Source organism: Acidovorax sp. LjRoot129 (assembly GCF_964253765.1).
Classification (GTDB): Bacteria; Pseudomonadota; Gammaproteobacteria; order Burkholderiales; family Burkholderiaceae_C; genus Acidovorax.
This window is the reverse complement of record NZ_CAXUSE020000001.1, coordinates 1290019-1312569: the sequence shown is the minus strand read 5'-3', so window position 1 is coordinate 1312569 and position 22551 is coordinate 1290019. Positions and strand designations below refer to the sequence as shown.

Here is a 22551-nt window from a genome sequence, read left to right as displayed (position 1 = left end):
GCTCTGAAAAGAGCCCATGACATTTCCACTCGCACGTTGCCGCGCAGGCTTTTGCCTGCGCCCGACGCCATAGCTTTTTTAGGTGCGAACAGGCCAGGCCTGTCCGCACCTCTTGCCGTGGGCAACTCGCAGGCATCGTGGTGTCACGGGGGCCCTGAAAGGTTTCTGTGTTGCCTTCTCTTGCTCATGCTTGGCGAGGCACAGCCATGCCGCCGTGGAACGACGCCGCCCCCGTGCGCGAGGAACTGTTCGGGATAGAGCGGCTGGAGCAGCATGCCCGCACGCTGGCTGTGGCGCAGCAAATAAGCTCCAAGCCCGTGGCTGTGCCCTCTTTGCACCGGCGCCTGCGCGCCAATGCCAGCCAGTTGCTTGCCGCGTACCGCGCCAGCGCCGCCGAGTTGGCATCGGGATCCAGCGTGGTGCCCGCCGCCGACTGGCTGCTGGACAACTACCACGTGGTGGAAGAGCAGATCCGGGAGATTCGCGTGGACCTGCCCCCGGGTTACTACCGGCAGTTGCCCAAGCTGGCGCAGGGGCCGTTTGCCGGCTACCCACGCGTTTTGGGCATTGCCTGGGCCTTTGTCGCCCATACCGACAGCTACTTCGATCCGCTGGCGTTGCGCCGCTTCATCGCGGCCTACCAGGAGGTGCAGCCGCTGATGATCAGCGAGCTGTGGGCGGTGGCCATCACCTTGCGCATCGTGCTGGTGGAAAACCTGCGCCGGCTGGCGGACCAGATCACGGCCGGCCGGGCCGACCGCGCCGATGCCCAGGCGCTGGCCGACCGCCTGCTCGCGTCGGGCAGCGCCTACTCGGCCCTGGTGGGCGACATCGGTACGCGCGCCCACGGCCCGCTGTCGGAGCTGTTTGCCGCGCAGCTGGCCAAGCGGCTGCGCGACCAGGACCCGCGCACCACCCCGGCGCTGCAGTGGCTGGAAGAGCGGCTCGAGCTGCAGGGCACCAGCGTGGGCCTGGTGATCGAACACTCGCAGCAGCGCCAAGGCGCATCGAACGTCAGCGTGCGCAACGTGATCACCAGCATGCGCCTGATGTCCGACATCGACTGGGCTGATCTGGTCGAGGGCATGAGCCTGGTGGACACGCGCCTGCGTGAGAGCAGCGGCTTTGCGGCGATGGACTTTGCCACGCGCAACCTCTACCGCAACGCCATCGAGCAACTGGCACGCGGTTCGGCCCTGTCGGAGCTGGCCATTGCCGAGCAGGCCCTGGCCAGCGCGCAGGCCGCAGCGGCCGCCCAAGGCACCGGAGCCACCCCCATGCGCGCCGCCGACCCTGGCTACCACCTGGTGGCCGAGGGCCGCCCCGCGCTGGAGCGGGCCATCGGCTTCAAGCCTCCCTGGGGCTTTCGCTTCAACCGCTGGCAGGTGGGGCTGGGCGTGCGCGGCTACATTGCCGCCATCATGGGCCTGACGATGCTGCTGCTGGGCGCGGCGCTGGGTTGGGCCGGCATGCACGGCACGCACCCGGGCTGGCTGGTGGCCCTGGCGCTGGCCGGCTTTCTGCCCGCCACCGAGGTGGCGAGCGTGCTCGTCAACCGGCGCGTCACCCGGCGCTTCGGCGCAGTAGGGTTGCCGGGCCTGGCGCTCGATGACGGCGTGCCAACCCACCTGCGCACCCTGGTGGTGGTGCCCACGCTGCTGACCAGCGAGGCCGACCTGCGCGCCCACATCGAGAGCCTGGAGGTGCACCACCTGGCGGGCGCGGGGGGCGACCTGTCGTTTGCACTGCTGTCCGACGGGCTCGATGCCGCCACTGAGGTCGTCGATAGCGACGCCCACCTGATTGCCGTGGCGCAGGAAGCGATTGCCGCGCTCAACCTGCGGCACGGCCCGGCGCCGGGCGGCCAGCGCTTTTACCTGCTGCACCGGCACCGCCGCTTCAATGCCGGCGAGGGCTGCTTCATGGGCTGGGAGCGCAAGCGCGGCAAGCTGCACGAACTCAACCGCCTGCTGCGCGGTGCCACGGACACCAGCTTCATGGCGCTGGACGGTGGTGCGCAGCCCGACATCCTGCCCGGCGTGCGCTACGTCATCACGCTCGATGCCGACACCCGGCTGCCGCGCGACGCCGCGCTGCGCCTGATCGGCAAGATGGCCCACCCGCTGAACCAGCCCACTTTCAGCCTGACCGAGCAGCGCGTGGTGGGGGGCCATGCCATCCTGCAGCCACGTGTGACGCCGGCGCTTCCCATGGGGCTGGAGGGCTCGCTGTACCAGCGGCTGACCTCGGGCCCGGGCGGCATGGACCCGTATGCGGCCGCGGTGTCGGACGTGTACCAGGACCTGTTCGGCGAGGGCTCGTACACCGGCAAGGGCATCTACGACGTGGATGCCTTCGAGGCCGCGCTGGCCGGGCGCATTCCCGAGAACACGCTGCTCAGCCACGATTTGTTCGAGGGCGTGCTGGCGCGCGCCGGCCTGGCGTCGGACGTGGAGGTGGTCGAGGACTTTCCGGCCCGCTACGACGTGGCCGTGCAGCGCCAGCACCGCTGGACGCGCGGCGACTGGCAGCTGCTGCCCTGGCTGCTGGGCCGGCGCCACCAGGGTGCCGCCTTGCCCGCGCTGGGCCGATGGAAGATGCTGGACAACTTGCGCCGCTCGCTGCTGGCCCCGACCGGCCTGCTGACCCTGGTGCTGTGCTGCGCGCTGCCCTGGCCGCAGGCACCCTGGGGCGTGCTGCTGGTGCTCGCGGCGCTGGGCGTGCCGGCATTTTTGCCGGGCATGGCCGAGCTGTGGGCCAGCCGCCCCGGCATCCGCGTGGCCAGCCACCTGCGCCTGCTCGTGAGCGACTTTCGCGTGGCGGTGCTGCAGACCGTGGCCGCCATCGCACTGCTGCCCGACCACGCCTGGCGTGCGGTCGATGCCATCGTGCGCGCGCTGGTTCGGCTGTACGCCACGCACCGGCAGATGCTGGAGTGGAAGACCGCCGCGCAGTCGGCCACCAAGCCGCGCCCAGGGCCTGCGGGCTTCTACCGGCTGATGGCCGGTGGCCTGCTGCTGGCCACGGTGCTGGCGGCTGCTACTGTCGTCTTCGCACCGGCATCGCGGGCCTTGGTGCTGCCGCTGCTGGCGCTGTGGCTGGCGGCGCCGGCCCTGGCCTGGCGTTCGAGCCGCCGTTCCGTGCCCGCGCCACAGAGCGCACCCGCCCTGGACAACGCGATGGCCCTGCGGCGCATCGCGCGGCGCACCTGGCGCTTTTTCGAGACCTTCGTCACCGCGGCCGAGCACCATCTGCCGCCCGACAACTTCCAGGAGGACCCCAAGCCCGTGGTGGCGCGCCGCACCTCGCCCACCAACATGGGGCTTTACCTGCTGTCGGCCGTTGCGTCGCGCGATTTCGGCTGGGCCGGCGCGGTGCAGACCGCCGACCGGCTGGAGGCCACGCTGGCCAGCATGGGCGCGCTGGCGCGCCACCGGGGCCACTTCTACAACTGGTACGACACAGGCACGGCGCAGGTGCTGGCGCCGCCCTACGTGTCGTCGGTGGACAGCGGCAACCTGGCCGGCCACCTGATCGCGCTGGCCAATGCCTGCGAGGGCTGGGTGCGCGCGCCGCTGCCCGGCACCTGGGTGCAGGGGCTGGGCGATGCCCTGGCGCTGGCGCGCGAGGCGGTGCAGGGCGTGCCCGCAGCCCAGGGCGCACAGGGCCGCAGGCTGCTGGCCATGCTGGCCGAGATCGACACCGCGGTGGCGGGCGGCGCCGTGGAGATGGGCCTGCCCGCCCTGCAGCGCCTGGCCGACAAGGCGCTGAAGGAGGCGCAGGACATCGGCGTGCCGGCAGGCAGCGGCGATGGCGATGCCCTGCTGTTCTGGACCAACGCCGTGCGCTCGCGCATCGCCGAGCAGGGGCGCGACCTGCAGGCTGTCGGGATGGGCGCGGATGCGCCCCCGCTCGACGCGCGCTGGCAGTCGCTGGCCGACACCGCCCGCGCCCTGGCGCTGGACATGGACTTCGCCTTTCTGCTCGACCCCGAGCGCAAGCTCTTGTCCATCGGCTACGCGGCGGTGGAAAACCGGCTCGACGCCAACTGCTACGACCTGCTGGCCTCCGAAGCGCGGCTGGCCAGCCTGTTCGCCATCGCCAAGGGCGATGTGGAAACGCGCCACTGGTTCCGCCTGGGGCGCACGGCGATCCCCGTGGGCAAGGGCTCGGCGCTGGTGTCGTGGTCGGGCTCGATGTTCGAGTACCTGATGCCATCCCTGGTGATGCGCGCGCCCGCGGGCAGCCTGCTGGAGCAGACCAACACCCTGGTGGTGCAGCGGCAGATGGCCTACGGCGCGCAGCAGGGCATACCGTGGGGTATCTCCGAGTCGGCCTACAACGCGCGCGACCTGGAGTTCACCTACCAATACTCCAACTTCGGCGTGCCGGGCCTGGGGCTCAAGCGCGGGCTGGCCGAGAACCTGGTGATCGCCCCCTACGCCACGGGCCTGGCGTGCATGGTGGACGCGACCGCGGCGGGCCACAACTTCGCGCGCCTGGCGCAGCTCGGCGCCCTGGGGCAGCATGGCTTTTACGAGGCGCTTGATTTCACCCGCAGCCGCCTGCCCGATGGGCAGGCCGTGGCCATCGTGCGCAACTACATGGCGCACCACCAGGGCATGACCATTGTGGCCATTGCCAACACCTTGCACGGCGGGCAGATGCGCGAGCGCTTTCACCGCGAGCCCATGGTGCAGGCCTGCGAGCTGCTGCTGCAGGAGCGCATGCCGCGCCTGGTGGCCGTGGCCCACCCGCGCGCCGAAGAAACGCAGACCGGCCCTGCCGACGTGCGCGACGACCTGCATGCCGTGCGGCGCATGGGCGCGCCGGGCGCGGGTGCACCGGCCACGCACCTGCTGTCCAACGGGCGCTATGCCGTCATGCTCACGGCGGCCGGCACCGGCTACAGCCGCTGGCGCGACCTGGCCGTGACCCGCTGGCGCGAGGACGCCACCAGCGAGGACTGGGGCTCGCATGTCTACCTGCGCGATGCGCACAGCGGCCGCACGTGGTCCGCGGCGGCGGAGCCCTCGGGGCGCGCGGCCGACAGCTACGAGGTTGCGTTTGCCGAGGACCATGCGGCCTTCACCCGCCACGACGGCAGCATGACCACCACCACCGAGGTGATCGTATCGGCCGAGGCCGATGGCGAGGTGCGCCAGGTCACCTTGGTCAACACCGGGCCGCGGGCGCGCGAGATCGACCTGACCTCGTACGCCGAGCTGGTGCTGGCCCCGCCTGCGGCGGACAACGCCCACCCGGCGTTCTCCAAGATGTTCGTGCAGACCGAGTACCTGCCCGAGTTTGGCGCGCTGCTGGCCACGCGGCGCGCGCGCAGCCCGGGCGAGCCGGGGGTGTGGGCCGCGCATTTCGCGGTGGTGGAAGGCACGGTGATCGCCCTGGCGCAGTACGAGACCGACCGGGGTCTGTTCCTCGGCCGGGGCCGCACGGCGCGCAATGCGCTGGCGGTGCATGGCGGCGGTGCGCTCTCCAACACCGTGGGCACGGTGCTGGACCCGGTGTTCGCCCTGCGCCAGCGCGTGCGCATCGCCCCGGGTCAGATGGCCCGTGTGGCCTTCTGGACGCTGGTGGCGCCCACGCGCGAGGCGCTGCTCGACCTGCTGGACCAGCACCACGACCGCAGCGCCTTCGAGCGCGCCCGCACCCTGGCCTGGACCCAGGCCCAGGTACAGCTGCGCCACATCGGCATCGGCGCCGATGCGGCGGCGGACTTTCAGCGCCTGGCCGCGCCCATCCTGTATGCCGATGCACGCTTTCGCGCACCGGCCGACGCCATTGCGCGCGGGGCGGGGCCGCAGTCGGGCCTGTGGCAGCACGGCATCTCGGGCGACCTGCCCATCGTGCTGCTGCGCATCGACGACATGGAGGACATCGCCCAACTGCACCAGTTGCTGCAGGCGCACGAGTACTGGCGCATGAAGCGCCTGGGCGTGGACCTGGTGGTCATCAACGAGCGTGCGTCGTCCTACGTGCAAGACCTGCAGATCGCTATCGAGACCGCCGTGCGCAGCAGCCAGTCGAGGCCGCGCCTGGGTGAGTCGCTGGCGCAGGGCGTGGTGCACACGCTGCGTGCCGACCTCATGGATGCGACCTCACGCGCGCTGCTGCAGTCCATTGCCCGCGTGGCCCTTGTGGCGCGGCGCGGCCCCATTTCCCAGCAACTGGCATTGATGCCCGCGGAGGTGCCCGAACCGGCGGCCAGACCAGCGCCTGTGCCGGCGCCGCAGCCACAGTACGGGCAGGCCACCGCGCCGGACCCCGCCGGGCTGGAGTTCTTCAACGGCCTGGGCGGCTTCGACAAGGACGGCACGGAGTACGTGACCATCCTGCGAGACGGGGACACCACGCCCGCGCCGTGGATCAACGTGATCGCCAACCCGGCCTTCGGCTTTCACGTATCGGCCGATGGCAGCGGCTACACCTGGGCCGGCAACAGCCGCGAGAACCAGCTCACGCCCTGGTCCAACGACCCGGTAAGCGACCCGGCGGGCGAGGCCTTCTTCGTGCGCGACGATGCCAGCGGCCAGCTGTGGAGCCCCACCGCGCAGCCCATTCGCAGCAACGGCACCTACACGGCGCGCCATGGGCACGGCTACAGCCGCTTTCTGCACGAGGCCCATGGCATCGCGCTGGAGCTGCTGCAGTTCGTGCCGATCGATGACCCGATCAAGGTGTCGCGCCTGACCCTGCACAACCGCACGGCGCAGGTGCGGCAGATCACCGTGACGCTGTATGCCGAATGGGTGCTGGGCACGTCGCGCGGGGCATCGGGCCCGTTCATCCTGGCGGAGCGCGATGCGGACAGCGGCGTGCTGCTGGCACGCAACCCCTGGAGCACGGCGTTTGCCGGCCGCGTGGCCTTTGCCGACCTGGGCGGCCAGCAGACGGCGTGGACGAGCGACCGCACGGAGTTCCTGGGGCGGCATGGCAGCCTGGCGGCGCCAGCGGCGCTGCGCGGCCAGGCCGTGCTGTCTGGCGGCGGCGGTGCGGGGCGCGACCCCTGCGCGGCGCTGCAGTGCACGCTCACGCTGCAGCCTGGGGAAACCAGGGAGGTGACCGGCTTCATCGGGCAATGCGCATCGGCGGCGGAGAGCCTGGCCCTGGTGGCCCGCTACCGCCTGCTGGACGTGGACGCCCTGCTGCAGGAGGTGGTGCAGCATTGGCGCAGCCTGCTGGGCGCCGTGCAGGTGCGCACGCCCGACCGTGCCATGGACATCATGCTCAACGGCTGGCTGCTGTACCAGACGCAGGCCTGCCGCATCTGGGCCCGGTCGGCCTTCTACCAGGCCAGCGGGGCCTACGGCTTTCGCGACCAGTTGCAGGACGGCATGGCGCTGGCGTTCGCACGCCCCGAAGAGACGCGCGCGCATCTGCTGCGCGCGGCGGGCCGGCAGTTTGCCGAAGGCGATGTGCAGCACTGGTGGCTGCCGCACTCGGGCCAGGGCGTGCGCACGCGCATCTCGGACGACCGGGTGTGGCTGGCGTTTGCCACCGCCAGCTACGTGCAGGTGTCGGGCGACGCGGCGGTGCTGGACGAAGCCGTACCCTTCCTGGACGGGCCGCCGCTGCAGCCGGGCGAGCACGACGCGTTCTTCCAGCCCATGCTGGCGGATGCATCGGCCACCTTGTTCGAGCACTGCGCGCTGGCGCTGGACCAGACCATGGAACTGACCGGTGACCTGGGCCTGCCGCTCATGGGCACCGGCGACTGGAACGACGGCATGAACCGCGTGGGCCAGGAGGGCCGGGGCCAGAGCGTGTGGCTGGGCTGGCTGCTGGTGCGCACGGTGGCGCTGATGGCGCCGCTGGCGGATGCCCGCGACCCGGGCCGCGCGGCGCGATGGCGCGCGCATGCCGAATCGGTGCGCGCCGCGCTGGAGCGCGAGGCCTGGGACGGCGCCTGGTACCGGCGTGCGACCTTCGACGACGGCACCTGGCTGGGCACGCACAACGGGCAGGAATGCCGCATCGATTCCATCGCGCAATCGTGGGCGGTGCTCTCGGGCGCCGCTGACCCAGCGCGGGCTTTGATCGCGATGGCCTCGCTGGGCGACAAGCTGGTGCTGCCGCAGGAGGGCCTGGCCCTGCTGTTCACCCCGCCGTTCGATCAGACGCCACACGACCCCGGGTATATCAAAGGCTACCCGCCCGGCCTGCGCGAGAACGGCGGGCAGTACAGCCATGCGGCCATGTGGGCCATCATGGCCCGGGCCCAGCTGCGCAATGACTCGCAGGCCGGCACCCGGGCCCACGCGCTGTTTGCGCTGGTCAATCCTATCCACCATGCGCGCACGCCCACAGAAGTGGCGCGCTACCGGGTGGAGCCGTATGTCGTCGCGGCCGACGTCTATTCGGTGGCACCGCACACCGGGCGTGGCGGCTGGACCTGGTACACCGGAGCCGCAGGCTGGATGTACCGCGCAGGGGTGGAAAGCATCCTGGGCATACGGCGCGAGGGGCAGGTGCTGGTGATCGACCCTTGCATTCCCACCCATTGGCCGGGTTTCGAAGCCAGCATCGCCCTCGGCGACGCGCACTACAGCATCAAGGTGACCGCCACCGATGCGCCAGGACGCAGAGTTCTATCGGCAACTTTGGACAATGCCCCCCTCGGCTGCGATGGCGGCCCGCTGCGCATTCCCATCAGTTCGGGGACGCATGAATTGCAGCTGGTGCTGCAGGCAGCCTGAGCGTTCTCTCTGGGTGGCCAGGTGCGCCGCCACCTCGGAAACCCAGCCCTTGCCTGCGCAATCAGCCCACCGTGAAAGTTCGGTGCGCCGCGAGAAGAGCGACACGCGCCTCGTCCAGCACATCGACAAGCTCGATCAAGAGGAACTCTCCGGTGCCGGGCGAGATCGCGCGGTCGTCCTGGACAACCAAGGCGAGGCGGTAAGCCCTCTCCAGCAGCGCAGCCAGGGGCAGCAGGTCCATCGGGTTGCTCCTCGCGCTCAACCTGCCCGCACGAGGTTGGTCAACCCCAGCGCAATGAACACCAGGAACAGTGCCTTCTGAAACGAGGGCCCCGCGAGCCGGCCGCGCAAGGCCTCTCCTACTTTCAGCCCGGCGAAAGCGCCGACCAGTGCCAGGCACACAGCGATGGCACCCGAGGCTGACCACCATCCCGCGGAAGCCGATGCCTGCACCCGCACCGCCAGTGCCACTGTGGCGACGGTAAAGGAAAGGCCCAGCGCCTGCACCATCTGGTCCTTTCCGAGTCGCAGCGCCTGGAGGTACGGCACCCATGGCAGAACGAAGACGGCTGTCAACGCTGTGGCCGCCCCTGTGGTGGCACCGGCCACGGCACTCAGCCAGGCGCCGTGCGCTGAGAGGTCAGGGAGGACTGGGCGCCAGAGTCCCCAGGCGCCGTAGGCGATGAGAATCGCCCCCAGCCACAGCCTGGCGATATCCGCCGATGCGGTGCTGCTGACTCCGGGAGCAGCCACGGTGACCACGAAGATCGCCACCCAGCCCGGCCACAAGCGCGTGGCCAGCATGCGCAGATGGGGACCTCGGCACTGCGCCACATTGGTGGCCAGCGAGGGAACGACGAGCAATGCCGCCGCCTGCACCGGCACCATCCACAACCCGAGCAGGCTCATCGCCACGGTGGGCAGCCCCATGCCGGTCACGCCCTTGACGCCGCCCGCCAGAACGAACACCGCCATCACCATCAGAAGTTGCCACAGATTCATGGACGTATGGTTCGGCCAAGACCGGCCGGTGTCCATCGCAATGCCGCGTAGCCATCCTTCGGAAAATCCGTAGGATGAAGGCCATGACCCAGCTGCGCCGCACCGTTGACTACCGCATCAACCCTTTTGATCTCCACCTGTTCGCCGCCGTCGTGGAACACGGGACCATTACCGCCGCGGCGGCTGCGGTGAACCTTTCGCTGGCCGCAGCCAGCGCGCGCTTGAAGGCCTTGGAGAACGCGACCGGCGCGCGCCTATTGGAGCGCTCCAAGGCTGGCGCGGCGCTCACCGATGCTGGGCGGGCCCTGGCACGGCATGCCCACCGCGTGCTGGCTGAGCTGGAGTCGCTGCACATGGACATGGCGAGCTTCGGACAAGGGCTGCGCGGTACTGTGCGGCTGTTGTGCAACACAGCGGCCATGTCAGAAGCCCTGCCACACAGGATCGGCCATTTCCTGTCGACGACGCCCGACCTGGATGTCGATGTGCAGGAGCTGCCCAGCGACGCGGTGATCGACGCCCTGCGCCGCGGCACGGCCGACCTGGGCATCGTGGCGGATCACATCGACACCGCCGGATTGCTGGTGCGACCGTGGGTCGATGACCGGCTGGTCGCCGTGTTGCCCCGCAGCTGGCCCATGGGGCGCCGGCGTGCCATGGCCTACAGCGAACTGCTGGAGCATCCGCTGGTCGGCCTGCCCCGTGACAGCGGGCTCAGCCGCTTTCTCGCGGCGCAGGCCAGCCGCAGCGGCCGGATTCCGCGCCATCGCGTCCGGCTGGGCAGCTTCGATGCACTTGCGCAACTGGTGGCTGGAGGTGCTGGCGCTGCGGTGATGCCGCACAGCGCTGCGTCACGCCACTGCGGCATCGGCACCCGCGTGCTCGCGCTGACCGATGCCTGGGCCCGCCGCAAGCTGCTCATCTGCATGACACCAGAGGGCGCGCAGGTGAACAGCGTGCAAGTGTTGGTGGCGGCGCTGTTGAGCGCACCGTGAGCACCTCAGCGTGCCGCAAGCGGGTTCCGTCCGTCCTGGGCGTGCCCAGCCCCGTGGTTTGAAGCCTTTTAGGCCTCCACCGCTTATCTGGAGGTCATAATTAGCTACTCATTTAATAGCAAACGGATTGTTTTATCCCATGGCCTGGCACGCACGCTTGCAGTTGAACTACACGCTCGAGCAAGCCCGCACGGTGGCGCGCTATGAGCACAACGGGCCGCTGCGCATCTTGCAGAGCCTGTACCCCGAGGGTGACGCCGTCTGCCACAACGTACTGGTGCACCCGCCCGGTGGCCTGGTGGGTGGAGATACGCTGGACATCGCGGCCACCGTAGGCCCCGGTGCCCACGGGCTGGTGACCACCCCGGGTGCCACGCGCTTTTACCGCTCCACCGGCCCGCTGGCGCTGCAGCGCAGCCACCTCACCCTTGCCGAAGGCGCGCGGCTGGAGTGGCTGCCGCTGGAGGCCCTGTGCTACAGCGCCTGCAATGCCGAGAACCACCTCACGCTGAACCTTGCGCCCGGCGCCGAGTGCCTGGGGTGGGACGTCACGGCGCTCGGCCTGCCCCATGCCGATCAGCCCTTCGTGCAGGGTCGGTTTGTGCAGCATCTCGAAGTGCCCGGCCTCTGGCTGGAGCGCGGTGTGATCGACGCTGCCGATGAACGCCTGCTGCAAAGCCCGCTGGGCCTGGCCGGCCAGCGCTGTGTGGCCAGCCTGTTTTTTGCCGCCGGCACCCCGCTGGCGCGCAATCGCCGCGACGCCGCACTGGACGCCGCCCGCGCCGTGATGGACGCCCATGTGCTCAAACCCACTGCCGGTGCCACCAGCCCGAACGACCGCATGGTGGTGGTGCGCGTGCTGGCGCCGCAGGTGGAGCCAGCGATGCAGTTGCTCAAGGCCGTGCGCGCCGCCTGGCGGCGCACGCTGTGGGATGTGGCTGGCGAGCCGCCCCGGGTCTGGGCGATGTAGTGTTGCGGCCGGGTCCGCCCGGCGTCTCCGTGCGAACTCCGATCAAATGAATGACGCGGGACCCGGGTGGCTTCTCACGAAGCTTCCGATGCCCTGTCTTTTCAACCCCTGTCGACGCCTGCCCCCCGGCCGCGTGATCCGCCAGCACTCGGCTGGACACGCGGCAAGGAGAGGGTGAATGCCGTGTTCGGCCCTTCCGACACAACGTTGACCGAGCCGCCGTGCGCCTGCGCGATCTCTCGCACCACATACAGGCCTAGCCCCAGGTTGGCACCCGCTACAGGGATCGACGACGAAGCGCTCTCAACGTTGTCGTCGCGCGATTCACGCACCAGCGGGTCGAACAGGTGCGGAAGCAGGTGCGGGGCAATCGGTTTACCCGTATTGCGCACGGTCAGCTGCACCTCTTCTTGATGGGTGCCATCGATGAACACACCTATCGGCTGGCCTGCATCTCCGTACTTCAACGCGTTGAAGACAAGGTTGGACAAGGCCTGGTGCAGCCGGGTCCGGTCCCATTGGCCCTGCATGTCGCCGTGGGTCTCAAGGACGATGGTGCGCTCGATATAAACGGTATTGATTTCGTCCAACGTGTTGCGCGCAAACTCGTCCAACTTCAACGGTGCTGACGCGATGACGATGCCCTTGCCCAGGCGGTGGGCGGTGAACTCCATCAGATCGTTCAAGAGCGCCTTCATCTGCGCCACGCTGCGCAGCGTCAACAACGCATAGCGGCCGTCTTCAGGCCGCTTGCGCAGTTCCACCGCCGCGCAACTGGCGATGGTGCTCAGCGGGCCGCGCAGGTCGTGCCCGGTCATCCCGAGGAACAAATCCCTGGCGCGGTCCACCTCCTTCACGAAGACATCGACTGACTCTGCGAGGGCCTGGTCGAGCGCTTCGTTGAATCGCACCATGTCCTCCAGATCGTGGACCTCGGGCCGGGGGTGGGCCGCCTGCCACAGCCGCAGCACGGTCGCGCGCAGTGCGCGGTATTCCGCGACCATCTGACCGATCTCGAAACCCTGGCTCTCCCGCTGGCGGGCGTGGCTGCGCGATGGCACGGAGGCCGCTGTCGACGCCTCGCTGCTGGCACCCTCGGACTTGGCCTTTCGCTCGGTTTCGCCCTCCGGGCGATCCATGTTGATGACAAGTTCCTGGAGCATGGTTCGGCCATGGTCCAGCAAAGCGGTCTCATCCATGTGAGTGGCGGCCGGCAGCTGCTTGCCCGCAAATGCGACCCAGTCACGGAGGATCGCATCCAAGTTTGAAGTGATGAAAGCGGATAGGCGCATCCCGGCATTGTGCCCGCAGGCGCGCAACTGTAAACGGCGGTAACCGACGGTGGCGACCCGCCGACAGCCCCGTCGAGGTGCAGCGATGGAGGGAACGCTTCCACTAGAGGCGTTCCATCGACCAACCCATACACAGATTTGCGCGGCGCGGCACCCGCGCAACCGATGCACCGGCACACGGCGCCCCGCACCTCCGACACGTCTAAGGCAGGCGGGCGCGGAGCGCGCCCGTCAGCCCGCGGCTGCGGCAGGCACCTTCAGCAACCCATCGGCCTTGAACATGGCGCGTATGCCCCGCACCGCCTGGCGAATGCGCGCCTCGTTCTCGATCAGCGCAAACCGCACATATTCGTCGCCCTGGTCACCAAAGCCGATACCCGGCGACACGCACACTTTCGCCTTGTCGAGCAGTTGCCGCGCGAACTCCAGCGAGCCCAGCGCACGGTAAGGCTCGGGGATGCGCGCCCAGATGTACATGCTGGCTTTGGGGCAATCCACCGCCCAGCCGGATTCACAAAGACCCTTGTAGAGCACGTCGCGGCGGCGCTGGTACTGGGCGGCGATGTCCTTCACGCATTGCTGGTCACCCTCCAGCGCAGCAATCGCAGCCACCTGCAGCGGGGTGAATGTGCCGTAGTCGTGGTAACTCTTGATGCGCGCCAGCGCTGCCACCAGGTCGGGGTTGCCGACCATGAAGCCCACGCGCCAGCCGGCCATGTTGTAGCTTTTGGAGAGGGTGAAGAACTCCACGGCCACGTCCTTGGCGCCGGGCACTTCCATGATGCTGGGGGCCCGGTAGCCGTCGTACACGATGTCGGCGTAGGCCAGGTCGTGCACCACCAGGATGTCGTGTTTCTTGGCCAGGGCGATCACGCGCTCGAAGAACGACAGCTCCACGCACTGCGCGGTAGGGTTGCTCGGAAAGCCAAAGATCATCATCTTGGGCTTGGGGTAACTGCCGCGGATGGCTTTTTCCAGCTCGGCAAAAAAGTCGACGTCGGGCGCCACGGGCACGCTGCGGATGTCGGCCCCGGCAATGACGGCGCCATAGATGTGGATGGGGTAGCTCGGGTCGGGCACGAGCACGGTGTCGCCCCGGTCCAGCGTGGCCAGCATCAGGTGGGCCAGGCCCTCCTTGGAGCCGATGGTGACGATGGCCTCGGTGTCGGGGTCGATGTCCACGGCATAGCGGTCTTTGTACCAGTGGCTGATGGCGCGGCGCAGGCGGGGGATGCCCTTGCTGGCGGAGTAGCCGTGGGTGTCGGGCCGCTGGGCCACCTCGGTGAGCTTGGCCACGATGTGCGGCGGGGTCGCGCCATCGGGGTTGCCCATGCTCATGTCGATGATGTCCTCGCCACGGCGGCGGGCAGCCAGTTTCAGCTCGGCCGTGATGTTGAAGACGTAGGGAGGAAGGCGATCAATGCGCGCGAAGCGGCGCTTGCCCTGAGAAGCAGACATGCTGAAGAACTTTCACGTAAGCGCCCGGAACCGTCCGAGCGACGTGGCTGGCAGAAAGGCCAGCCCGCGGTCACTTTAATGCACAACGCGGTGATTGCTCTCTCGATTTCAGCGGTGTCGCACCGCCGCGACGCAGGTGAGTCGTCAGCTCGTCGGGGCTTTGGTAGTCCGTTCGCTGGCCAGCGACCACGCAAAGATACCCACGCCGCAGATGCCCAGCACCACGCCCACCCAGCCGGTGGACGTCCACCCCAGGCCCGCCGCTATGGACACGCCGCCCAGCCACGCGCCCAGGGCGTTGGCGGCGTTGAAGGCCGAGTGGTTGAGCGCAGCGGCCAACGTCTGCGCGTCGCCCGCGACATCCATCAGCCGGATCTGCAGCGCGGGGCCAATGGCCACCAGCGTGCCCAAAAAGAAAGTGACCAACGCGGCGCTCACCGGGTGGTGCGCGGCGGGCACAAACAGCGCCATGACCACGATGGACCACAGCAGCACCTTGCCGATGGAAGGCATCAGCGCCTTGTCGGCCATGCGCGAGCCGACGATGTTGCCCACCACCATGCCCAGGCCAAACAGCGACAGCACGAAGGGCATGAGCGCAGGCGGCATGCCAGCCACCTCGATAAGCGTGGGCTTGATGTAGCTGAACACCGCGAACATGCCGCCGAAGCCGATGGCGCCAATGCCCAGGGTGAACCACACCTGCTTGCGCGCCAGCGCGCCCAGCTCACGCAGCGGGCTGGCGCCATGCGATGCGGGCATGTTGGGCACCCACAAGCGCACCATGACGACAGCCGCCACGGCGATCAGACCCACAAAAACAAACGCCGCGCGCCAGCCAAAATATTCGCCCAGCGCCGCCGCAATGGGCACGCCCACAAGGGTGGCGGTGGTCAGCCCCAGCATCACCCAGCCCACAGCGCGCGCGCGGCGCCCGGGCGGCGCAAGGGCTGCGGCCACCAGCGCCGCCACGCCAAAGTAGGTGCCATGCGGCAGGCCGGTGAACAGGCGCATGGCGCTGAGCGACAGGTAGCCCGGTGCCAGGGCCGATGCAAAGTTGCCCAGCGCGTACACCACCATCAGCGCCATGAGCAGCGCGCGCCGCCCCCAATTGGCGCACAGCACGGCCAGCACGGGTGCGCCCACCACCACGCCCAGCGCATAGGCGCTGATGACATGGCCGGCCTGCGGAATGCTGACCCCGATGTCCTGCGCCACCTCGGGCAGCAGGCCCATGATGACGAATTCGCCCGTGCCGATGGAGAAGCCCCCCACCCCCAGGGCCAGCACGGCGCGCACCAGGGTGCGGTCGTCTGTGGGTGTGTGGGCGGTGGGCGACGTGGGGGATAGGGACGCGGTCATGGCGGCAACAGGCAAACGCCGGACCGGCACGCGAGGGGCCGGCGCGGGAGGTCAAACAAAAAATGGGATGGGGCGAAGAAACTGAGTTACGGGGGTAAACCCGATTTTCGTAACCTTAGCACGGCATGCCTTGCGCTGCAGTGCTGGGGGCATGTGTCCCCTGGGGGAACAATTCAGGCCGCTGGGGCTGCTACGCTGGCGCCCCGAACCCTGCCCTGCCCTTTCTCTCCCTTCACCAAGGACTGCGAATGACAACGATCCAGAGCCCTGCAGACAGCATTGCCAGCACCGTGAAAGTGCTGGCCTTCGACATCTTCGGCACCGTGGTGGACTGGCACGGCAGCATCGTGCGCGAGATGCAGGCGCTCTACCCCGCGGTGGATGGAGACGCGTTTGCGCTGGCCTGGCGCGCCGGCTACCAGCCTGCCATGGCCCGCGTGATGCGAGGCGAGCAGGGCTGGACGCGGATCGACGACCTGCACCGCGGCGTGCTGGACGAGATCCTGCCGCGCTTTGGCCTGGCGCACCTGTCCGAGCCCGAGCGCCGCCACCTCAACCATGTGTGGCACCGGCTTGATGCCTGGCCCGACAGCGTGGAGGGCCTCACGCGGCTCAAGACACGCTTCACCATCACCACGCTGTCTAACGGCAACATCGGCCTGCTCACCAACATGGCCAAGCGTGCTGGTCTGCCCTGGGACTGCGTGCTGAGCGCCGAGGTGTTCAAGGCCTACAAACCCAGCCCCGACACCTACCTGGGCGTGGCGCGCCTGTTTGACCTGCAGCCCGAACAGGTGGCGCTGGTAGCCACGCACCACGACGACCTGGCCGCTGCCCGTGAATGTGGCCTGCGCACTGTGTATGTCGAGCGGCCTTATGAGCTGGGGCAGGCCCGGCCCAAGGATGGGACGCCTGAGCCGGGCAATGACCTGCATGCCACGGGCATGAACGACGTGGCGCGGATGCTGGGCTGCTGATACAAGCCACCGCCAGCGGTCGGTGTGGGCGTCTTCCTGCGGGTTGCAGCCCTGCGCCCAGCCGCCGGGTCGGCGCGGCGTACCAAGAACCTGTTCAAAGTCTTTTCATGGGATCCGCATGACCGCCAACGGACACGATCCAGGCGCCCACCGCAGCCCATGAACAAGCTCCACGAGCGAGGGGCTTGAAGCCTTGCCCTTGGCCTCACGGCGGGGCTGTGGAAAACACTCCGCAGTACGGGCAGACGGACTGCGCCGCGACCGTCAGTGCGCCACTAGCAGCTGCACAAACATCTGCACCTTGGCGTGGCATTCGGCACTGATGGAGGTGAACTCCAGCCCGGCCACCCATTCGTCGCCCTCCTGCTTGACCGTAATGACGCGCGCATACACGTCGGCCACGCGGTAGTCCACCAGCGGCAGCTCGAACTCCAGCTTGATCTCGCTGTGGGCCTGCAGCGGCTCGATCAGCTCCACCAGCAAGCCGTGGTAGCCGATGTCGCGGATGGCGCCGTGCACGATGTGGGGCACGACGATCTTGTGCTGCATGCGCTGGCACAGGCACGGCAAGCGCGCATCCACCCGGTGGCTGCGGCGAAACTCCTGCCGCGGCACCTTGAGCTTTTGCGACGGAATCGCAATCAGCTCGCGCAGGCTCACGGGCTGGCTGCGGCCTTTGACGTGGACCAGCATGGGCTCTGACGCCGACACCAGCCCCCAACACCGCTGGTAGGTCGCGTCGCTGATCAACACCTGGCCGCGCAGGCTCAGCGCCTCGATGCGCGAGGCCAGGTTGACCGCCTCGCCGATCACCGTGTACTCGGAATACACGTCGGAGCCGAAGCGGCCGGCCATCACCGTGCCGGTGTTCACACCGATGCCCAGAAAAACTTCGGGCAGCCGCTCACGCAGGTGTTCAAGGTTCAGCTCGCGCATGGCGATCTGCATTTCCACGGCGCACATCAGAGCGCGGTCCACATCGTCGTCGCTGGCGACCGGCGCACCGAACAGCACCATGATCGAGTCGCCCATGAACTTGTCGATGCTGCCCCGGTACTTGAACACCACCTCGCTGAGCCGCGACAGGCAGCGGTTGAGCGCAGCAATCACCACGGCCGCCGGCTGCGAGCCCGACAGTGCCGTGAACCCGCGCAGGTCGGCCAGCAAGATGGTGACCTCCCGCGGCGCGGCGTCCACACCTTCGATGGCCGCACCCTGCGGCGACTCGACGCCGCGCAATATGGCAGCGACTTCAGCCTGCGCAGCCTCGCTCAGTGGCGCGCCAGTTTCGCGTTCGATCAGCGTCTGCAGGCGGCGCAGCGCATCGTGGTTGAATTCTTTGTGCATGGAAGTCAGAGGGCTGCGTGATCGGACGGGCAAGGCCCCGGCTCGACACACGCCGCAGTCCCCCGCCCACCATCACACCAGAATAGGTGGCGCCCCTGGGCGGGTCAACCGGTGAAAACACTCCATGGCACCGCGCCGAGCTCTGGCACGCGGCAGCACCGGTCGCCATGCCATCTGCGGAGATCCAAACAGCTCCGAGCGGCTCCATACAACCTGGTTTTTAGGTGTTTTTGGGCCCTAGCGCTTGTTCAATAAGCGCTCATAGCTATCAAATTAGTAGCATCCAACCTAACTGCCTCTGCCAGGCTGTCCACGCTCGCCACCACAGGCTGGTCGATCACGCCAAACGGCCCCGGCTGGCCTTGGGCGTCCAGCGCGACCATGCGCACGCGCTCGCCAAAGCGCAAGAAAGGTGTGCGGGCGGCACCATCGGCCAGCGTCTCGATCATGCGGCGCTCGGCGATGCACGACGAGCCCGCGCCAGCATCGGCGTTCGACACCGTGCCCGAGCCGATCACCGTCCCGGCGGAGAGCCGGCGCGTGCGGGCCGCATGCGCGATGAGCTGGCCAAAATGAAAGTGCATGGCGCCACCGTGCGGGTGGCCAAACCATTCGCCATTGCGCTCTGTCTGCAGCCGCAGGTGCACCCGGCCCCCCTTCCACGCGGGGCCGAGCTCGTCCGGCGTGACCGCGATGGGCGCAAAGGCCGTGGACGGCTTGGCCTGCAAAAAACCGAAGCCGCTTTTGGCCTCGCGCGGGCCGAACGCCCTGAGGCTCCAGTCGTTGATCAGCACCACCAGCCGCACATGCGCCAGCGCGTCTTCGGCTCCGATGCCCATCGGGGTCTCGTCCAGCACCACGCCAAACTCGCCCTCAAAGTCGATCTGATCGGCCTCTGACGGGAGAACCACCGCGTCGTGCGGGCCCAAAAAATCGTCGGCGGCGCCCTGGTACATGAGCGGCATGGTCTCGAAGTCGGCGACGGGCGGTACCTTGAACGCACGCTCCATCAGGTGGCCGTGGTTCAAAAACGCCGAGCCATCCAGCCACTGCCACGTGCGCGGCAGCGGCGCCCTGCATTGGCGGGCATCGAAGGGCATGGCGTCCAGCGCGCTGGGCGCATTGACCGCACGGGACAACGCCTCGAGCGCAGGGTGCACGGTGCTCCAGCGCTCCAGTGCATCCAGCAGCGTGGGCGCGACGGCGCAGGCATCGATGCAGCGGCGGGCGTCGTTTGACACCACCACCAAGCGGCCGTCACGCTGCCCGTTGCGCAGGGTCGCTAGCTTCATGCCGATGCCCCTTCGGCGCGGCGCAGCGGCAGCATCGGGTCGAAGATCGCCACGGCCCGCGTCCACCCCGCCGAGGCGCCGCGCACCTTGACCGGAAAACACGAGATGTAAAAACCGTTGGCGGGCAGCGCCTCGAGGTTGTGCAGCTTTTCAAGGTGGCAGTAGCCAATGTCGCGCCCGGCCTTGTGGCCCTCCCAGATCAGCGAGGCATCGCCGCTTTCGGCGTAGCGCTGCGCGGTGTAGGCAAAGGGGGCGTCCCAGCTCCAGGCGTCGGTGCCGGTCAGGCGCACGCCGCGCTCCAGCAGGTACATGGTGGCCTCGTAGCCCATGCCGCAACCCGCACGCGTGTAGCCCGCCGTGCCGTAGGCGCTGCCGGCCCGAGTGTTGACGACCACGATCTCGAGCGGCTGCAGCGTGTGGCCGATGCGCGCAAGCTCCGCCTCTACATCGGCGGCCTGCACCACGTAGCCGTCGGGCAGGTGCCGAAAATCGAGCTTCACGCCGGGCTGAAAACACCAGTCAAGGTCCACCTCGTCAATCGACAGCGCCCGCTGCCCGCCATCCATGGTGGAGGCAAAGTGGTAGGGCGCATCCAGGTGGGTGCCGTTGTGGGTGTTGAGCTGCACGTCTTCCACCGCCCACGATTCGCCGTCGGGCAGGTCTTCCTTCTGGAGGCCCGGAAAAAACTGCGCCAGGTCGTCAAAGCTCATCTGGTGGTCGATGTACGTGATGCGTGGCCCCAGGCCCGGCGGGTCGGAGACCACGTCGTTCTCAAGGTGCATGGAGATGTCGACGATGCGACGCGGCGGCAGGGAGGTCATGGGCGGCTTTCGTGCAGAGGAGTGGGAGGGACAGCGTTCACGACTCCGCCGTGAAGCCGGTCTGCTTGATGAGCGAGCGCCACTGGTCGGCATCGGCCTTGAGCATCTGCGCCAGTTCGGCCGTGGTGGACGGCTTGACCTCCAGCCCGTACTGCTTGCCATGCTCGACCACATCCGGGTGCACCAGTGCCACGCGCAGCGCGTCGGCGGCGCGCTGCACCGTCTCGGCCGATGCCTTGCCCGGCAGGAAGAAGCCGTACCACTCGCTCACCTTGAGCGGGTAGCCCAGCTCTTGCAAGGTGGGCACCTGCGGCAAGAACGGCGAGCGCTTGGCCCCGGCGGTGGCCAGCACGCGCAGCTTGCCGCCCTTGGCATGCTGCAGGTAGTCGCCAATCGGCCCCCAGAACGCGGGGATCTGGCCACCCAGCAGGTCCTGTATGCCCGGCACCGTGCCACGGTAGGCAATGTGGCGCATGTCGAGCTTGGCAAACTGGCCCAGCAGCACGCCCACCATGTGCGGCATGGAGCCCGCGCCCGGGCTGCCGTAGTTGGCGCTGTTGGGGTTGGCCTTGATCCAAGCGAGGAAGTCCGCCAGCGTGCGGACGCTGTCGGGCGTGCCCGGCCCTACGGCGAGGCCGTGGTCCATCATCGCGCCCAGCGATACCGGCGCCACGTCGTCGAGCGTGTAGCGCAGCTTGGGGTAGGTGTAGGGGTAGATGGAGAGCATCGACGACGGCGTGATGAGCAGGGTGGTGCCATCGGCCGGGCTGTCGCGCAGCGTGAGGATGCCGATCTGGCCGCCCGCGCCGGGCTTGTTGTCAACCAGCACTGCCGCCGCGTATTTGTCGCGCAGGCGGTCGGCCACGCGGCGCGCCAGGGCATCGAGCGTGCCGCCCGCCGGAAAACCCGTGATGATTTTTGCCACGTCGGGCAGCGGCGCCCTGGGCGCCTGCGCCCAGGTGGGGCCGGCCCAGGCGGCGGGCAGCAGGGCAGTGGAAAGCTGGGCAAAGCGGCGGCGGCTGATCATGGTGGTGTGTCTCCGTAAGCGCAAGATGGGCGGGCTGCCCAGCGACCGCGCCGGCCTTGTGCAGCAGGGCCTCCAGGCGCCCATGCCAAAAATTATACGAACGTACAAATTCTCGTCGACTGGGGTTTGTACGAGTGTTCAATAAATTTATACAACCGTATAAACGGAACCCATGTCCCGTACCAAATCAGTTTCCAAAACGCCTGCGGCTCCTGCCAAAGCCGCAGCCCTGACGCAAACCGCCACCACCACGCCGCGCAAGCGGGCCGCGGGCCGCGCAGCCGCCGCCGACGACACCCTGGCGCCCAACCGCCAGGCCAACATCCTGCAAGCCGCCGAGCGGCTGTTTGCCACGCGCGGTTTTCATGGCGTGTCCATCCGCGACATCGCCGACGAGGCGGGCGTGCCGCTGGCGCTGGTGGGCTACTACTACGGCCCCAAGCTGTCGCTGTACCACGCGATCTTCCGGGCGCATGCGGGGTATATCGATGTGCGGCTGCAGTCCCTGGCCCAGGCACAGCAAGCGGCCCCGCCGGGCCAGTTGCTCGAAGAGATCGTCAAGGCTTTCGTGCTGCCCGTGCTGGAAGTCGCCAGCCAGCCGGCAGGCCACCACTTTCTGCGCCTGCTGTCGCGCGGCATGAACGACCACCTGGAAGAAGACGAGCCCATCATTCGCGAGCTGTTCGATCCGCTGGCGCATGCCTTCATCGACGCAATGGCCGCCGCCCTGCCCCAGGCCACGCGCAGCCAGGCGGCGTGGTGCTACCAGTTTGCGCTGGGCGCCCTGCTGCACCACGTCAACGACCGGCGCATCGAGCGGCTGTCGCTGGGCCAGAACCAGCCGGGCGACGAGGCCACTGCCGGGCCGCTGCTGGTGCGCTTTATCGCCCAGGGTTTGCGCGGCGCGTGTGGCGGCGCGGTGCACTGACCGCGCGCGCGACGATCCTCCAACCCATTGCGCTGAGCCCCGCATGAAAAGCCCTGCCCGCGCTCCCCCGCGGTCTGCCGCCCGCCGCCAGCCGTGGCAGGGGCAGCGCACCGCCGCCACCCCCGCTGAATCGTCGCGCCAGACCGGTGCGCCCTAGCGGCCACCCCACAAGTCACCCGCTGAGATAAGCCACCACGGCGTGTCCACGGCTCACCCGCGCTCTGCTCCCGTCCACGACGGATGGTGCAGATCCGGCGAGCCCGGGCCTTGCTGCGCCTTATTTCAGCATCTGCGCTCCAGGTCCCACAGGTTCCTGACAGCCCCATTTCAGCGTTCACAAGACGCTGACCCACCGCCACCGCCCGC

The 22551-nt window shown here is 68.5% G+C and carries 14 protein-coding genes; 5 read left to right on the top strand and 9 right to left on the bottom strand.

Annotated elements, in window-relative coordinates; all coding sequences use genetic code 11:
* Positions 1–206 precede the first annotated feature (206 nt).
* Positions 207–8714: a GH36-type glycosyl hydrolase domain-containing protein gene (locus ACSQ3Q_RS06125; RefSeq protein WP_436133515.1), complete on the top strand. Its 8508-nt coding sequence runs from the start codon at positions 207–209 to the stop codon at positions 8712–8714.
* Between the two features lie 61 nt (positions 8715–8775).
* Here the strand turns inward: ACSQ3Q_RS06125 and ACSQ3Q_RS06120 are convergent, their stop codons facing one another.
* Positions 8776–8955, bottom strand: coding sequence for a hypothetical protein (locus ACSQ3Q_RS06120; RefSeq protein ID WP_436133514.1), 180 nt, complete (start codon positions 8953–8955; stop codon positions 8776–8778).
* Positions 8956–8972: 17 nt separating this feature from the next.
* Complete coding sequence (locus tag ACSQ3Q_RS06115) at positions 8973–9716, bottom strand: TSUP family transporter (protein ID WP_436133513.1); 744 nt, start codon at positions 9714–9716, stop codon at positions 8973–8975.
* An 83-nt stretch (positions 9717–9799) separates the two neighbouring features.
* Between ACSQ3Q_RS06115 and ACSQ3Q_RS06110 the strand changes: the two genes are divergently transcribed.
* Positions 9800–10711 carry a LysR family transcriptional regulator gene (locus ACSQ3Q_RS06110; protein ID WP_436133512.1) on the top strand — a complete coding sequence of 304 codons (912 nt, stop codon included), beginning with the start codon at positions 9800–9802 and terminating at the stop codon, positions 10709–10711.
* A gap of 139 nt (positions 10712–10850) precedes the next feature.
* Positions 10851–11681, top strand: a complete 831-nt coding sequence (locus ACSQ3Q_RS06105) for an urease accessory protein UreD (protein WP_436133511.1) — start codon at positions 10851–10853, stop codon at positions 11679–11681.
* A gap of 101 nt (positions 11682–11782) precedes the next feature.
* On the opposite strand, the gene ACSQ3Q_RS06100 is transcribed toward ACSQ3Q_RS06105, so the two are convergent.
* From ACSQ3Q_RS06100 to ACSQ3Q_RS06090, 3 genes are all read right to left on the bottom strand, one after another.
* Entirely contained in the window at positions 11783–12973 is a 1191-nt protein-coding gene (locus ACSQ3Q_RS06100) for an ATP-binding protein (protein WP_436133510.1), read from the bottom strand.
* Between the two features lie 231 nt (positions 12974–13204).
* The gene (gene alaC, locus ACSQ3Q_RS06095; protein ID WP_436133509.1) at positions 13205–14431 is read right to left on the bottom strand and encodes an alanine transaminase; all 1227 of its coding nucleotides are present in this window, start codon (positions 14429–14431) and stop codon (positions 13205–13207) included.
* A 144-nt stretch (positions 14432–14575) separates the two neighbouring features.
* A complete protein-coding gene (locus ACSQ3Q_RS06090; protein WP_436133508.1) occupies positions 14576–15793 on the bottom strand; it encodes an MFS transporter in 1218 nt (405 codons plus the stop codon).
* A 248-nt stretch (positions 15794–16041) separates the two neighbouring features.
* On the opposite strand from ACSQ3Q_RS06090, the gene ACSQ3Q_RS06085 reads away from it, so the two are divergent.
* Positions 16042–16770 (top strand): haloacid dehalogenase type II, encoded by a 729-nt coding sequence (locus ACSQ3Q_RS06085; protein ID WP_436133507.1) that lies wholly within the window; start codon positions 16042–16044, stop codon positions 16768–16770.
* Positions 16771–17034: 264 nt separating this feature from the next.
* On the opposite strand, the gene ACSQ3Q_RS06080 is transcribed toward ACSQ3Q_RS06085, so the two are convergent.
* The 4 genes from ACSQ3Q_RS06080 to ACSQ3Q_RS06065 all read right to left on the bottom strand — a co-directional run bounded on the left by ACSQ3Q_RS06080 (position 17035) and on the right by ACSQ3Q_RS06065 (position 21257).
* Positions 17035–18117: an adenylate/guanylate cyclase domain-containing protein gene (locus tag ACSQ3Q_RS06080; protein WP_436133506.1), complete on the bottom strand. Its 1083-nt coding sequence runs from the start codon at positions 18115–18117 to the stop codon at positions 17035–17037.
* Positions 18118–18365: 248 nt separating this feature from the next.
* Positions 18366–19409, bottom strand: coding sequence for a fumarylacetoacetate hydrolase family protein (locus ACSQ3Q_RS06075; RefSeq protein WP_436133505.1), 1044 nt, complete (start codon positions 19407–19409; stop codon positions 18366–18368).
* Positions 19406–20230: a cyclase family protein gene (locus tag ACSQ3Q_RS06070; protein ID WP_436133504.1), complete on the bottom strand. Its 825-nt coding sequence runs from the start codon at positions 20228–20230 to the stop codon at positions 19406–19408. The genes ACSQ3Q_RS06075 and ACSQ3Q_RS06070 overlap by 4 nt, the downstream gene beginning before the upstream one ends.
* 37 nt (positions 20231–20267) lie before the next feature.
* Positions 20268–21257 (bottom strand): tripartite tricarboxylate transporter substrate-binding protein, encoded by a 990-nt coding sequence (locus ACSQ3Q_RS06065; protein ID WP_436133503.1) that lies wholly within the window; start codon positions 21255–21257, stop codon positions 20268–20270.
* Between the two features lie 172 nt (positions 21258–21429).
* On the opposite strand from ACSQ3Q_RS06065, the gene ACSQ3Q_RS06060 reads away from it, so the two are divergent.
* Positions 21430–22185 carry a TetR/AcrR family transcriptional regulator gene (locus tag ACSQ3Q_RS06060; RefSeq protein ID WP_436133502.1) on the top strand — a complete coding sequence of 252 codons (756 nt, stop codon included), beginning with the start codon at positions 21430–21432 and terminating at the stop codon, positions 22183–22185.
* Positions 22186–22551: the final 366 nt, after the last annotated feature.

Excerpts from the sequence above, each read along its gene's own strand:
- ACSQ3Q_RS06060 (WP_436133502.1), top strand. The coding sequence starts at position 21,430 with ATGTCCCGTACCAAATCAGTTTCCAAAACGCCTGCGGCTCCTGCCAAA.
- ACSQ3Q_RS06080 (WP_436133506.1), bottom strand. The coding sequence starts at position 18,117 with ATGCACAAAGAATTCAACCACGATGCGCTGCGCCGCCTGCAGACGCTG.
- ACSQ3Q_RS06125 (WP_436133515.1), top strand. The coding sequence starts at position 207 with ATGCCGCCGTGGAACGACGCCGCCCCCGTGCGCGAGGAACTGTTCGGG.
- ACSQ3Q_RS06110 (WP_436133512.1), top strand. The coding sequence starts at position 9,800 with ATGACCCAGCTGCGCCGCACCGTTGACTACCGCATCAACCCTTTTGAT.
- ACSQ3Q_RS06100 (WP_436133510.1), bottom strand. The coding sequence starts at position 12,973 with ATGCGCCTATCCGCTTTCATCACTTCAAACTTGGATGCGATCCTCCGT.
- ACSQ3Q_RS06120 (WP_436133514.1), bottom strand. The coding sequence starts at position 8,955 with ATGGACCTGCTGCCCCTGGCTGCGCTGCTGGAGAGGGCTTACCGCCTC.
- ACSQ3Q_RS06090 (WP_436133508.1), bottom strand. The coding sequence starts at position 15,793 with ATGACCGCGTCCCTATCCCCCACGTCGCCCACCGCCCACACACCCACA.
- ACSQ3Q_RS06115 (WP_436133513.1), bottom strand. The coding sequence starts at position 9,716 with ATGAATCTGTGGCAACTTCTGATGGTGATGGCGGTGTTCGTTCTGGCG.
- alaC (WP_436133509.1), bottom strand. The coding sequence starts at position 14,431 with ATGTCTGCTTCTCAGGGCAAGCGCCGCTTCGCGCGCATTGATCGCCTT.
- ACSQ3Q_RS06065 (WP_436133503.1), bottom strand. The coding sequence starts at position 21,257 with ATGATCAGCCGCCGCCGCTTTGCCCAGCTTTCCACTGCCCTGCTGCCC.
- ACSQ3Q_RS06070 (WP_436133504.1), bottom strand. The coding sequence starts at position 20,230 with ATGACCTCCCTGCCGCCGCGTCGCATCGTCGACATCTCCATGCACCTT.
- ACSQ3Q_RS06085 (WP_436133507.1), top strand. The coding sequence starts at position 16,042 with ATGACAACGATCCAGAGCCCTGCAGACAGCATTGCCAGCACCGTGAAA.
- ACSQ3Q_RS06075 (WP_436133505.1), bottom strand. The coding sequence starts at position 19,409 with ATGAAGCTAGCGACCCTGCGCAACGGGCAGCGTGACGGCCGCTTGGTG.
- ACSQ3Q_RS06105 (WP_436133511.1), top strand. The coding sequence starts at position 10,851 with ATGGCCTGGCACGCACGCTTGCAGTTGAACTACACGCTCGAGCAAGCC.